A 13,483-nucleotide genomic window follows, 5' to 3' on the forward strand; every position below is an offset into this window, starting at 1 on the left:
AATAAAAGGCATTTTTACCAGCCTCCGCCTAATGCTTTATACAATTGTACGGTAGCCGCAAGCTGGTTTTGTTTAGTGATCGAGGTATTTAATTCTGATTCATAAAGTTGGCTTTCTGACTCAAGTACTTCTAAAAAGGTTGTGAAACCATTGTCATAACGGGCTCTTGAAAGTTTTACAATGTTCCTGTTTGCCTGTACTTCTTTTGATCGGGCAAATAATTCATCCTGATAGGTTTTAACGGCTTTTAGTGAATTTTCAACATCACTAAAAGCTACTAAAACTGTTTTTTCGTATTGATATAATAACTGCTCAGTTCTTTTCCGCTCTACATCAACCCTGCGTTTATTTTGTCCAAAATTGAATATAGGACCGAAAAGCTGACCGGCTACACCAAATGCTAATGAACCATTTTGTAATAAATTACCAAGGTCGTTACTGGCCACGCCTCCAAAACCGGTGAGTGCTAATGAAGGAAATCGTAAGGCCTGAGCTACGCCAATTTGCTCGGTTTGTGAAATAAGTGTATTCTCGGCAGCTCTTACATCAGGCCGTCTTTCAATTAGTTCAGAAGGCAATCCTGCAGGGATTTCCAAACTGATTGCCTGGTTAATATTTAATAATCCTCTTGGTACTGAACCTGGAACCTGACCCACTAATACCCGAATAGCATTTTCAGTTTGTACAATATCACGCTCTAATTGCGGAATATTGGCCATAGCGAAGGCTACCTGTTGTTCGGCCTGAAACTTGTCAATTTCTGCCACATAGCCTTTGGAAAAACGGGCACTGATTAAATTATAACTCTCTTCACGGGTAGTTACTGTATTTTTCGAAATGATAAGGCGCTCGTCTAAGCCTCTTAGCTGAAAATATAGCTCAGCAATTTGAGCAACTACACTTACTGTAATGGCTTTACGATTTTCTTCATCCGCCAGCAGCTGAGCATAGGCAGCACGGTTGGCATGCCTGATTTTTCCCCATAGATCTAATTCCCAATTTACTGTTCCCAATAAATTAAAGGAGTTGCCGTCAATCCCAACTCCGCTAAGCTGGGCGTTTTCATGTAGCTTATTATATCCTGCACCAACGTTATAGTTTAAAAATGGATAGAGATTAGCCTTGTTATAACCTAATATAGCCCGAGATTCTTCTACCCGGGCAATTGCCGTTTTAAGGTCTTTGTTCTGTTCTAAAGCAATCCTTATCAGGTTTTGTAGAGTGCTATCCTGATAAAGCTCAAACCATTTGATATTGGCTATAGAATCCCGGCGGAGTGAATCCGATTGTTGAGCATAAGCAGTTGGAACATCCATTTGTGGCCTGCTGTATTTAGGGCCAACAAGGCAACCTGTAAGCAGGAACAAAATGCCGGTAAAAGCAATGTGTCGGTTCATATTAATGTCCTGTTTGTTGGTTTGTTGTACTTTCATTTTTCTTTTTTCCTCTTGATTCTATCCATGTAAAGAATGAAGGGACGAAGAGCACCCCAAGTATGGTGGCTATGAGCATGCCGGCAAATACGGCCATTCCAATAACTTTACGTGCCTCTGCAACTGCACCCGAAGCTGTAAGAAGCGGAACTACACCCAGAATAAAGGCAAATGCAGTCATTAAAATAGGCCTGAAGCGCAATCTTGCTGCCTCTATCGCTGCATCCATTACTGATTTGCCATGTTTTTCGTGCGATTCTTTTGCAAACTCCACAATAAGGATGGCATTTTTTGCCGCAAGTCCGATAAGCATTACCAAGCCAATTTGTGCAAATACATTATTCTGATAGCTTGAGCTAAAAAAACCGCAGAGCCAAAGGCCAAGGAATGCGCCTAAAACAGCAAACGGTGTTCCCAGTAAAACACTGAAAGGTAGTTTCCAGCTTTCATATTGAGCGGCAAGGATCAGAAATACAAAGATCAGAGCAGTTGCAAACATTACTCCTGCAGTTCCTTCCGCGGCTTTTTCCTGAAATGACATATTGCTCCATGAATACTGTAAATCTTTTGGAAGCACCTGTGCTGCTGTTTCTTCTAAGGCTTTTAAAGCTTGAGAGGAACTGTAACCCTCTGCAGGAGTTCCGTTAAGTTCGGCAGATCGGTACATATTAAAACGGTTGGTGAATTCAGGACCCACAGTATCTGTAACTGTAACCAGGGTGCTTATGGGGACTATAGAACCATTTCTACTTCTGACAAAGAACAAGTTCAGGTCCTTAGGGCTGGTACGGTAGTTAGAATCGGCCTGTACATACACTTTATATTGCCGGCCAAATTTGTTAAAGTCGTTCACATAAGCACTACCCAGGTAAGAAGATATAGTGCTGTTTAATTCGGATAGATCAACTTCTAATTTTTCGGCCTTATCAAGGTCGACGCTGACTTTCTTTTGAGGTACATTTGAGCGATAGGCTGTAAATATCCTGCCTATTTCAGGGCGTTTTGAAGCCGCTGCAATAAATTTCTTTGATTCATTGAATAAATACTCGGGGGTATTTCCGGTTTTATCTTGCAGCATAATGGTAAAACCTGCACCGGTTCCCAAACCGATGATTGGGGGTGGGCCAAAAGCTATGGCTGTTGCCTCGGTAATCTCACGAGCGAATTCGGTATTTGTTTGTTTAATAATGTCAAAAACGGTGTGTTTCCGTTCGTCCCAAGGTTTTAAGGCCACAAACACAAATGCCGTATTGGTTGTATAGGCAGATGTAACCATACTGTAGCCCATAATTGTGGTATAAAATTGAATCCCATCTATTTTGCCGAGAATCTGTTCAATCTTATGAGCCACCTCGTCTGTTCGCCCTAACGATGCAGCATCAGGCAATTGTATGTTCAACATATAATAGCCTTGATCTTCTTCGGGCACAAATCCTGATGGAATTAACTTGGCCAGTATTACCACGCCAACAACACATATTATTGTAAAGAGTATTGAACGGAATGAATTTTTTACAAAACCTTGAACGATAGCTACATATTTATCTGTAAATGAACCGAACATTCTGTTGAACCAGTCGAAAAACTTGTCCAGCCATCCTTTGCTTTCTTTTTTCGGTCGAAGCAGCATAGCCGACAGTGCAGGGCTTAAGGTTAAAGCGTTAAATGCTGAAAAACCTACAGAAATGGCAATGGTAATGGCAAACTGTTGATAGAGTCGTCCGGTAATACCACCTGCAAGGGCAACCGGGATAAATACCGCTGCCAGAATCAACGCGATGGCAACAACAGGACCTCCTACTTCCTGCATGGCTTTGCTTGTCGCATCCTTGGGACTCATTCCGTGTTCTATATTATGCATTACAGCTTCTACCACCACAATTGCGTCGTCAACCACAATGCCGATTGCCAGCACCAGGCCAAGGAGAGAAAGCACGTTTACCGAAAACCCTAATAATGGAAAGACCATGAACGTACCGATCAATGAAACCGGAACGGTAAGTAATGGAATCAGCGTTGCCCTCCAATCTTGTAAGAAAATAAATACTACCAGGATCACCAGAATAACTGCTTCAAAAAGAGTATGAATAATTTCCTCAATCCCTACTGTTACAGAAGCAGTGGTATCTAGTGAAACATCATATTTTAAGTCAGGAGGAAAGCTTTTTGACATTTCTTCAATTGCTCCTTTCACATTTGCTGCTACATCCAAAGCATTAGATCCTGGTAATTGATAAACGCCTATTGTTGCTGCTTGCTTTTGGTTAAGCCGGCTATAGGAAATATAGTTTTCAGAGCCTAATTCAATTCGCGCCACATCTTTCAATCGAACCATGGCTCCTTGCGAGCTTGATTTTACTACAATGTTTCCAAATTCCTCCTCAGTAGCTAAACGATCTTGTAAACGGATGGTGTAGGTATTGTCAACACCCTTGGGTGAAGGCGGTCCTCCAAATTTTCCCCCTGGTACAATGGCGTTTTGTTTTTTAACCGCATTGATTACGTCGTTAGCTGTAAGATTCAGTTTCGAAAGCCTGTCGGGGTTTAACCAAACACGCATAGAGTAATCGTATCCACCAAAAAGGGTTACGTTACCTACCCCGGAAATCCGTGAAATACGGTCGACGATGTTAATATTGGCATAGTTGCTTAAGAATGCTCCATTGTATGAACCGTTTGGCGATGACAGAGAAATTAGCAACAATGGGAAAACCAGGGATTTTTTGGTGGTCACACCATAGCTTTTTACTTCAGCAGGCAGTTTGGCATTGGCTTGCGAAACCCTGTTTTGTGTAAGCATATTGGCATTATCGAGGTTAACACCCACTTCAAATGAAACCTGAAGTGTTAATGAACCGTCGCCGGCATTAACCGATTTCATATAAAGCATTTGTTCAACCCCATTTACCTGTTGTTCAATTGGTGTAGCAACAGCTTGCTCAACATTTACGGCACTGGCACCGGTATAAACCGATGTTACCTGGATCATTGGTGGAGTGATTTCGGGATATTGAGCTATTGGAATATTACGCAGTGTTAGCAATCCCATTAAAACCATTACTATGGAGATAACCATGGCCACAATAGGCCTTCTGATGAAAAACTCACTCATGAATCTGTGTTTTAGATGCGATTAATTGGCTATGGTAGTTAAATTCCTTTTCCGGGAACTACCGGTGTCCATTTGGCTTCAATCGGTGTTACTTTTGAATTGTCAGATAGGGCTGCAGTACCGATAAGGGCTACCCGCTCATTGGCCTCAAGACCTTTGGTTATAACCCACATATCTCCAACCCGTGGGCCTACTTCCACAATTCTAACTTTAAGGGTATTAGATTTGTCAACCACAAAAACCTGATATAGACTCTGAAGTTGATTAACTGCCCTTTGAGGAACTACAACAGCGTTGGGGTAATTGCTGGCTAGAAGTTCAACTTTTACATATAGCCCTGGTCGCAATAATCCTGATTGGTTGGCAAATGATGCTTCGAGTGTAATTGATCCGGTTTCGGGGTCTATCTGGCGGTTGGCAAAATCAATTTTACCCTTTTCGCTGAAAACTGAATTATCGGGCAGTATCAGCGTTACGTCCTGTCGAACGGACTGCTCGCCTTTATAGCTACGCATAAATTTTAGAAATTCCGTTTCATTTATTTGGAAGCGAACTCTTACAGTTCCAGTTTGGGAAATAGTGGAAAGAATATTTGAATTGATGCGGCTTACATAATCTCCAACGCGAACATTAGAAATTCCTATGATTCCATCGATGGGTGCATAGACCTTAGCATAACCGAGTTCAATCTGTGAATTCTGCAATGCTGCTTCGGCAACCTGCTGGCGGGCTCTTGCGGCATTATATTCGGCCTGAGCGTTATCAAGGTCCATTTTGCTCAATGCGTTCATCTCGGCTAAAGGTCTCACGCGGTTAAGCTGGCTTTGCGCCCTGGCAACTTCCGTTTTGGCAGATGCTACATTGCCCGCTGCCTGATCAACGCGGGTTTTGTATTGCATGTCATCAATGGTATAAAGTAAAGTGCCCTTATTTACTTTAGCTCCTTCTTTAAAATACATTCCTGTTACCCAACCTTCAACACGAGCCCTTATATCCACATCGGCTAAACCATAGGTTTGTCCAACGTATTCCTGATATATGGGAACATCTACGCGTTGAGAGTTAATAACGGATACTTCGGAAGGTGGCCCTACTTTAGCAGTTTTTTCACGACAACCAACACCTAAAAAGAGTAGTAACGATATCTGTGTAGCGAGCACAGAAAACAACTTATAATTTCGAGTCATTTTGAGAGAGTAAATTACTGGAAGTTAATAAAATGCATTCTCAATTACTATAGTTCAGTCAAAGTTTTTTTAAGTAAACATAGGCTGTATTCTTTAAAATGAAACTATTTTTTAGCCGGTTAAGAACTGGATTTTATCGGTGAATATTTTTAGTTGATCGTTCACCGATGGTTTATTGCAGTTTATCGGGTAAAGCCTTGCACTCGTCGGCAAAGTGTTTAAAAAAACAGGTACTGTTATCAAATTTGAGCCATCAACACCAGCAGAACTAATGAAAACTTTATCTACACTTACCTTCTTATTTAGCCTGATTGCTTTTGGGACTTTAGCACAAAATAAAGTCTCGGGGGTAATTAAAAACCAAAAAGGACAGGTTTTAGCAGGAGCAGCTATATCTATTAAAGATTCATATGACGGAGCCACCTCTGACAAGGACGGTAAATTCTCATTTACTACCGATGAAAAAGAAAGCAAAGAATTAATTGTGAATTTAACAGGGTACGAAATCAATATTCAGCCAATTGTGCTTAATGGATCCCCAATAGAATTAACAGTGGTATTGGAAGAAGTGGCTACTGAACTGAATACAGTTGTAGTTACTGCAGGAACCATGGAGGCAAATGACCGTAGTAAAATGGCGCAATTAAAATCATTAGACATTGCCACTACTGCAGGTGCAGAGGCTGATATTATTTCTGCGCTGCAGACTTTGCCGGGTACACAAGCACCCAGTGGTGAGCAGGGATTGATGGTGCGCGGAGGAGCAGCTTCTGAAACCAAAATGTACTTTGATGGAATGCTAATCAAAAATCCCTACCTGAATGATTTGCCAGATATAGCTTCACGCGGACGGTTTTCTCCTTTTATGTTTAAAGGGATGAGTTTTAGTGCTGGTGGTTATTCAGCTCAATACGGTCAGGCTCTTTCATCAGCTTTAGTTTTAGAAAGTAAAGATCTGGAGCCTAAAACAACAACAGGAGTTAGCATTATGAGTGTTGGCGGAGGTTTGTTGCAAACCAATAAGTTTAAAAGAAGTTCATTACAGATAGGTGGCCAGTACATTAATTTGCAGCCCTACTATGAATTGGTAAAACAGGATGCCCACTGGAATTATGCGCCTCGCAGCTATAGTGCATCAGCCAATTATAAGCTTAAAACCGGCAAAACAGGATTGTTTAAATTCTACTCCGAATTTTCGAGTGGAGAACTCGGCTTAAGCTATGATAATCTCGAAGACTTAAGCAAGCCAAATAGTTATAATAACAGTAACCATAATTTTTTGTTGAACAGTACTTACCAGTCGTTTTTAACGGAAAAGGTTAAGCTTGATGCTGGAGTTACTTACAGTACAGACCGCGACAGCCTGAAATTGAATTACGATAATATTGGTGATTACGACCGGTTTACAGAGGGCCGGGCAATGCTAACGGTTTTCTTCGGACGCTTATCGAGTTTAAGATTTGGTGGCGAATATTACAATTCATATAAAGACCAACGGTTTAATGATCAAACCCGAAATTTTACCGACAATCAAACTGCTGCTTTTGCCGAAACCGATTATTATTTCACCCGCTCATTGGTTGCCCGCTTTGGGTTGCGTTTAGAGAATTCGAGCCTAATGCAGCAGGCTAATCTGGCTCCACGCTTATCATTGAGTTACAAACTCAATAAAAACTCACAAACATCACTGGCTTACGGTCGGTTTTACCAAAGTCCTGAGGATAATGTGTTAATCGTTGATCGTCACCTTGATTTTCAATCAGCCGATCATTATATCCTCAACTATCAATACATGACTGATAAGCGAACTTTCAGGGCTGAGGCTTTCTATAAAAACTACGATGGATTGATAAAACATACCGGTGAAGCTGAGAATTATACCAACACAGGAAATGGTTATGCCCGTGGTATTGATATCTTTTGGAGAGATCGCAAAACCATTCCTACTGCCGATTACTGGATCAGCTATTCATTTTTGGATACCAAAAGAAACTTTAAGGATTACCCGGTTGCCGCGCGTCCCGATTTTGCCGCAAAACACACGCTTAGTTTAGTGTACAAGCATTATTTAACATCAATTCATTCGCAGGTTGGGTTTACCTACACCTATGCATCGGGTCGCCCTTATTATAATCCAAACAATGTTGACTTTATGAGCGACAGAACAAAAGATTACCATAACCTGAGCATGAATATCAGCTACCTTACCCGCGTAATGCGTCAGTTTACGGTGGTTTATTTATCGATCAATAATGTTCCGGGTTTCAATAATATCTATGGATACAATTATTCAAAAGATGGTTCTGTTCGTCAGCCTATTGAACCACCAGCCAAACGAACTGTCTTTTTAGGAATGTTTATTACCATAGGCAGTTCCGACTTTAACGCTTTATAGTCAACATTTAATCAGTATAAATTTTAAAAAAAATCTAACACCTAAATAATTATGAAAACTACACTCTTAACAATCGCCGCCATCTTTACTACCACTATTGCTTTTGCCCAAAGTCCAAACTTCGATAAAGGGATGACGAAAGGCCTTGAAATGATGAAAAGTGCCAAAGCTGGCGAAGATTTTCTGGCCACGTCCAACTTTTTTGAGCGCATTGCAAGTGCCGAAAAAGACCAGTGGTTACCCTTTTACTACTCGGCCTACAACTTACTCGTTAGCGGCCATTTCGAGAAAGACAACAACAAAAAGGACGGCATCTTTGATAAGGCTCTTAACCTTACCTTGCAAGCCCAGGCCCTGCAACCCAATAATTCGGAGCTCGAAGCACTAACCGGTTATATTAAGTTGATGAAAGTTTATGTGGATCCCATGAGTCGTTACATGGACATTCAGGCAGCTATGGCCAATCTTCAAAAAGCCAAAGAGCTTGATCAGAATAACCCACGAGCAGCATTTATTTTGGCTCAAAACACTTTTTATACACCTGAAGCTTACGGAGGTGGTAAGAAATTAGCACTGCCTATGTTGCAGGATGCCATGAAAAAGTACGAGAACTATAAACCAGCCTTTGCATTTGCCCCTGATTGGGGTGCCGAGCGTTGTAAAACACTTTTAGAAGAAGCGCAGAAATAGTTGAAGAAGTAAGCTTTTACTTATAATCAGAAGGCGATGACCGCGGTTGTCGCTTTTTTTCTGTTTAGGGCCTTTGGAATTAGGAAGAACTTTATAACACGGAATAACATGTTTAATGTTTTATTCACAGTGGTTTAAAGAGCAATTTTTATTATTTTTAATATAGCTGTGAGCGTTTATAAGACAATCACGTCATGAATTTAATCGCCTTAATCCTATGAAACACACATATAAGTTATTCGCTATACTAGCATTGCCTTTTCTTATAAACTCTTGTGAAAAAGAGGCTCCTCCTTGTTCAGGGAATTGCGCGTCACTTAGGGTTGATGGAAATGTAATTAATAAATTGGATAGCACAGTGGCTTCTGGGGTTACGGTGATATTAAGTTGGTCAAAATCTGTCTATATTTCACAAGATCAGGTTATTAGTAAAGTGAATTCTAAAAAAGATGGAACATTCAATTTTACTTCAAACATCGACACAACATATTTTTCACGCGGTTATTTTCTTACGTTAAGAGTGAGCTCAAACAATGAATATTCGATATTGGGATATTCAGGATTAATCAATACAGAAGCTTACTTTTTTGATCCTAATGCGTTTCAAAATATCCATTTTGAGGTTTATAAAAAAGCAAAGCTTAAATTAAAATTGCATAGATCTCGCAATGACAGTATTCAAAGTTTTTCAATTTCTCACTCGGATATTTTACCTGACTTTTTTATTTATGATTATAATGTTGTTTATCCTCAAGAAGGTGAAATAAACGTTTCGACAGTAGCTGATGTGTTTACAAAAATCAGGGTAATAAAAACGCTTATAAATGGAGTCACTACAACAACGATTGATTCTATAAAATGTTTAAGTAATTCAACCTTGGTTTACGATATTAACTTCTAAAAATCCTGCGCTGTTTCTAAACTAAACTGTTACAAGGTTTAATTGCAATTAACCTTTTCGCTGTTTTTAAGCTTATTCAAGTAATTGTTGACTCACTCGCAAATCCTCCAAAACTTCCCTTGCCATAACCCGAGCAATCTATTACTTTTGCATAAATTATTGTATTAAATGAGCAGTCTGATTAATTCAACCAATTGGGATAAGATTAGAATCAAAATCAAACGTAAATACAACCGCTTAACCGATGAGGAGTTGGTTCTTGTCCCCGGACAAGAAGATGACTTTATCAACCGATTAATGAAAGCGATAAATAAAGACCGCAATTATGTTGAGTTTATGCTTAGCAAAATGCAGTCGAATACAGAAAACAACCGTTTATAATGATGAGCACGGTTATCGAAACCGAAATTCTGGAGGAAGTTGAAGTTGCTACTGAAGTAGGTGAGCCGGTAAAGCTTGTACTTTGGAACGATGATTTTAACACCTTTGAGCATGTAATTGCCTGCCTGATCAAGTACATCAAAAAAACGTACGATGAGGCTGAAGCCATTGCATGGGTTGTTCATACAAGAGGTAAATATATTTTGTTGGAGGGCTCCCGCCGTAACCTGGTTGAATATTACAACATCCTTAAGTTTAAAGGTCTTACCGTAAGCCTCGATTAAAGCAACAATACCGTTGTAAATTTTTCGTTTTTACAGAGTATTACTTAGTTTAGGTGAATGAACGTTATGAATAAGGTTGGTGTTTTTTTTCGATCGCCTGAAAAGTTATTGATTACTAGCGGTTTAGTTGCCGTGTTATTCTTTTCATTTAAGGCGATAGATGAGCAGTTTGAAATAACTAAAAACCTCGACATATTTACCGGCGTTTACCGCGAAATAAACCTCAATTATGTTGATAAGGTTGATCCGGCCAATTTAATTAATAATGCCGCTAACGCAATCGACAGTTCCCTCGATCCTTACACCGAATACGTTCCCGAATCTGATTTAGAAAATTTTAAAATGAACTATTTCTCCAATGAGTATGGAGGTATAGGAGCATTGATTTTGCAAAAGGATAACAAAACGTTTGTTTCTGAAACTTACGAAGGGTTTCCTGCGCAAAAGGCCGATATACGGGCCGGCGATCAGATGCTGTCGATCAATGGGGTTCCGCTAGATGGCAAGAGTAACAACGATGTAAGCGAACTGCTCAAAGGGCAAAACAATTCGGCGTTGATCATTAAAGTTCTGCGGCCGGGTGAACTAAAACCGATTGAAAAAAGATTGTCGCGCGAGGAAATCAAGTTTCCAAACGTTACTTATTATGGAACTGTTGCCGATAAAGTAGGGTACATTAAGCTCGATCGGTTTTTAGATGGTTCGGCCATGGAAGTGAAGAATGCCTTTCTGAACTTGAAGAAGAAAAATAAGATCACGGCTTTGGTTCTTGATCTTCGGGGAAATGGGGGTGGTATTTTACAGGAAGCGGTTAAAATTGTTAATTACTTTGTATCGAAAGGTGAAACAGTGGTTACTCAAAAAGGCCGGTTGCCGCAAAATAATTTCGTTTACCTTGCCAGCGTTTTTCCGTTAGATACAACCATTCCACTGGTGGTGCTGATTGATGATGGAACGGCCTCTGCTTCTGAAATTGTGGCCGGAGCTATGCAGGATCTGGATCGTGGCGTTGTTATTGGTCAACAGAGCTTTGGAAAAGGACTTGTTCAACAAACATTGAAACTTCCTTATAACAGCTTGCTAAAAGTTACTATCGCTAAATATTATACTCCTAGCGGTCGCTGTATTCAAAAGATAGATTACCTGCATAAGAACAAAAACGGACAGGTTTTTAATATTGCCGATTCGTTGATTTCGGAATTCAGAACCAAAAATGGTCGCGTGGTATATGATGGCCGCGGAATTACACCTGATGTTTATGTGAAACCTTATTATTTCAGTTCAATTGCTGCCGCTCTTGTAGAAAATAACCTGTTATTTGATTATGGAACCCAATATCGTCAGAAAAATAGCAGTGTTAAGCAACCCAAAGAGTTTCGACTGAAACAAAGTGAATATGATGATTTCGTAGAATATGTAAATGGGCAGTCATTCACCTATTCTACCAAAAGCGACAAATTGCTGGAGGAACTTGAGCAGGTTACCACTAAAGAAAAGTATTTTGATCAAATTGAGGAGCAGTACAATTCTTTAAAAAGTAAAGCACATAAAAACCGTAAGGATGATCTGATTGAATTTAAACCTGAAATATCACAGCTTTTAGAAAATGAAATTATTTCAAGGTATTATTACCAAAGAGGACGCATTGAATCGGCATTTAAATATGATGTTGATTTGAATGAAGCGTTGAAACTCTTTATGGTTAAAGCCAATTACTACAGTATTTTAAAAGGCGCTGGTGATTATAAAACCATTGGCAAAAACAGCGAGTCGGCTCGAAAAGCTGAATTGGCTGAAAGGAAATAGCGAAAAAGCAGCAACTACAAAATCTGATCATTTCTCTCTTCCCAACCACAGCAACGTATTTATTACCAATTGGTTTTGAGTTTCATTCTCAAAAGTAAGCGATAACTCTTTGTTGGTACCATGTTCGTAATCAATGTCGTTATGTCCCATGTTAATGTAGATCATTCTGTAGCGTGTATTGGTCCACACCACCGGGTAATAACCACTATGCCATATTTCATGAGGCTTTGGGCCGGTTCCCAAAGGAAAGCTGGATGGATCAATTGAAAGCAGTATTTTAATATCAGGATTTTTGGTTAAATCATTACTCCAACGATACCATTCATTTGGTGCTGAATTGAATTGCTGGGGCAAGTTTTTGGTAACCGGGAGGGTTGTATTCTCAACTTTTAATACTGCCGAAGTGGGCCTCCAGGTGTTACTCCCATATTCACCCGAACCCAGAAACTTATTATGATACCAATCCCAGTTTTGGGGATAATCGGAATCGTTTAAGGCAAAGGCCGCAAAATGAAATCCCATCCAACCGCCGCCATTTCTCATGTACTTTTCAAAGGCCTGCCGCTGAGGTAACGAATCCGGGCGCGTATCCAGAAATAGTACAACTTGGTATTTTGCCAGAAATTTTTCATTCAGGTTGCTCCAGTTATTAGTTGAATCAAATTTGAAATGATACTTACTACTCATTTTTGAAAACCAGCGATTCGCCTCGTGCACAAAGCTTATATGTGCAGCATCATTCTTAGCAGTATAGAAAGCAATAACATTGAAATTATCAGTTTTCTTTTGAGCAAAAGAAGTTAAACTCAAACAGCAAACGACCAATAGAAGGATATATTTTTTAATGGTTGATGGCATCTATATATTCATTTATTGTTTTGACTTTTGTCTTTCAGAACAAGTGTTATTCCTACCTAAAGCTTAGCCCCGCCTCAGTTAAGGCTGCTTTTAATTTCGGAATGGAGCCTGGTCCCATTCCATGGAAAGCTAAAATTTCTTTTTCTGAATAGTTAGAAAGATCTTCAAGTGAATTGATCCCATTATTTTCAAGCGCTCTTCTGGCCGGTGCCGATAACAAAGCTTGGAAACCAGAAGCTGGTTTACGCTCCTGTTCGCAAATGGGGCAGGTTGGACAGTCGCTACTTTTATAGTAGTGATGCCCTTTTCTGCAGGTTCGGAGAGTTTTAGATACTATTTGATCGTTTGTTTTCAAACTTGAAAATTATGAATTAACCACTGAGGGCACAGCGCTACATTGTTTTTACATCTTTGGGTTGACAAAAAATAAAAAAAG

General features: G+C 39.9%; 11 protein-coding genes. 6 read left to right on the top strand and 5 right to left on the bottom strand.

Features of this window, described 5'->3' with window-relative positions:
- Positions 1-14 precede the first annotated feature (14 nt).
- Genes C3K47_RS01450 through C3K47_RS01460 form a run of 3 tightly spaced genes read right to left on the bottom strand, consistent with a single transcriptional unit; the run spans position 15 to position 5,732 of the window.
- The gene (locus C3K47_RS01450; protein ID WP_103787292.1) at positions 15-1,433 is read right to left on the bottom strand and encodes an efflux transporter outer membrane subunit; all 1,419 of its coding nucleotides are present in this window, start codon (positions 1,431-1,433) and stop codon (positions 15-17) included.
- Entirely contained in the window at positions 1,399-4,545 is a 3,147-nt protein-coding gene (locus tag C3K47_RS01455; protein ID WP_103787293.1) for an efflux RND transporter permease subunit, read from the bottom strand. Before C3K47_RS01455 ends, C3K47_RS01450 begins: the two co-directional genes overlap by 35 nt.
- Before the next feature lie 38 nt (positions 4,546-4,583).
- The gene (locus C3K47_RS01460; protein WP_103787294.1) at positions 4,584-5,732 is read right to left on the bottom strand and encodes an efflux RND transporter periplasmic adaptor subunit; all 1,149 of its coding nucleotides are present in this window, start codon (positions 5,730-5,732) and stop codon (positions 4,584-4,586) included.
- A 271-nt stretch (positions 5,733-6,003) separates the two neighbouring features.
- Here C3K47_RS01460 and C3K47_RS01465 point away from each other — a divergent pair, with 271 nt between their 5' ends.
- From C3K47_RS01465 to C3K47_RS01490, 6 genes are all read left to right on the top strand, one after another.
- A complete protein-coding gene (locus C3K47_RS01465) occupies positions 6,004-8,127 on the top strand; it encodes a TonB-dependent receptor (protein WP_103787508.1) in 2,124 nt (707 codons plus the stop codon).
- A gap of 51 nt (positions 8,128-8,178) precedes the next feature.
- Positions 8,179-8,817, top strand: a complete 639-nt coding sequence (locus C3K47_RS01470; protein WP_103787295.1) for a hypothetical protein — start codon at positions 8,179-8,181, stop codon at positions 8,815-8,817.
- Between the two features lie 217 nt (positions 8,818-9,034).
- Positions 9,035-9,718 (top strand): hypothetical protein, encoded by a 684-nt coding sequence (locus C3K47_RS01475; RefSeq protein ID WP_103787296.1) that lies wholly within the window; start codon positions 9,035-9,037, stop codon positions 9,716-9,718.
- Between the two features lie 168 nt (positions 9,719-9,886).
- A complete protein-coding gene (locus tag C3K47_RS01480; RefSeq protein ID WP_103787297.1) occupies positions 9,887-10,099 on the top strand; it encodes a hypothetical protein in 213 nt (70 codons plus the stop codon).
- A gap of 2 nt (positions 10,100-10,101) precedes the next feature.
- Positions 10,102-10,383: an ATP-dependent Clp protease adaptor ClpS gene (locus C3K47_RS01485; RefSeq protein ID WP_243392477.1), complete on the top strand. Its 282-nt coding sequence runs from the start codon at positions 10,102-10,104 to the stop codon at positions 10,381-10,383.
- Between the two features lie 66 nt (positions 10,384-10,449).
- Positions 10,450-12,189 (top strand): S41 family peptidase, encoded by a 1,740-nt coding sequence (locus C3K47_RS01490; RefSeq protein ID WP_103787509.1) that lies wholly within the window; start codon positions 10,450-10,452, stop codon positions 12,187-12,189.
- Positions 12,190-12,216: 27 nt separating this feature from the next.
- Here the strand turns inward: C3K47_RS01490 and C3K47_RS01495 are convergent, their stop codons facing one another.
- Positions 12,217-13,047 (bottom strand): ThuA domain-containing protein, encoded by an 831-nt coding sequence (locus tag C3K47_RS01495; protein ID WP_103787299.1) that lies wholly within the window; start codon positions 13,045-13,047, stop codon positions 12,217-12,219.
- 52 nt (positions 13,048-13,099) lie between these two features.
- Positions 13,100-13,402 (bottom strand): RNA polymerase alpha subunit C-terminal domain-containing protein, encoded by a 303-nt coding sequence (locus C3K47_RS01500; protein WP_243392478.1) that lies wholly within the window; start codon positions 13,400-13,402, stop codon positions 13,100-13,102.
- Positions 13,403-13,483: the final 81 nt, after the last annotated feature.

The sequence above is a fragment of the Solitalea longa genome, from assembly GCF_002920915.1.
Classification (GTDB): Bacteria; Bacteroidota; Bacteroidia; order Sphingobacteriales; family Sphingobacteriaceae; genus Solitalea; species Solitalea longa.

What these genes read in the sequence shown, in the direction of transcription:
- C3K47_RS01495 (WP_103787299.1), bottom strand. Translation starts at nt 13,047, where the DNA reads ATGCCATCAACCATTAAAAAATATATCCTTCTATTGGTCGTTTGCTGT.
- C3K47_RS01465 (WP_103787508.1), top strand. Translation starts at nt 6,004, where the DNA reads ATGAAAACTTTATCTACACTTACCTTCTTATTTAGCCTGATTGCTTTT.
- C3K47_RS01470 (WP_103787295.1), top strand. Translation starts at nt 8,179, where the DNA reads ATGAAAACTACACTCTTAACAATCGCCGCCATCTTTACTACCACTATT.
- C3K47_RS01460 (WP_103787294.1), bottom strand. Translation starts at nt 5,732, where the DNA reads ATGACTCGAAATTATAAGTTGTTTTCTGTGCTCGCTACACAGATATCG.
- C3K47_RS01485 (WP_243392477.1), top strand. Translation starts at nt 10,102, where the DNA reads ATGAGCACGGTTATCGAAACCGAAATTCTGGAGGAAGTTGAAGTTGCT.
- C3K47_RS01450 (WP_103787292.1), bottom strand. Translation starts at nt 1,433, where the DNA reads ATGAAAGTACAACAAACCAACAAACAGGACATTAATATGAACCGACAC.
- C3K47_RS01480 (WP_103787297.1), top strand. Translation starts at nt 9,887, where the DNA reads ATGAGCAGTCTGATTAATTCAACCAATTGGGATAAGATTAGAATCAAA.
- C3K47_RS01475 (WP_103787296.1), top strand. Translation starts at nt 9,035, where the DNA reads ATGAAACACACATATAAGTTATTCGCTATACTAGCATTGCCTTTTCTT.
- C3K47_RS01455 (WP_103787293.1), bottom strand. Translation starts at nt 4,545, where the DNA reads ATGAGTGAGTTTTTCATCAGAAGGCCTATTGTGGCCATGGTTATCTCC.
- C3K47_RS01490 (WP_103787509.1), top strand. Translation starts at nt 10,450, where the DNA reads ATGAATAAGGTTGGTGTTTTTTTTCGATCGCCTGAAAAGTTATTGATT.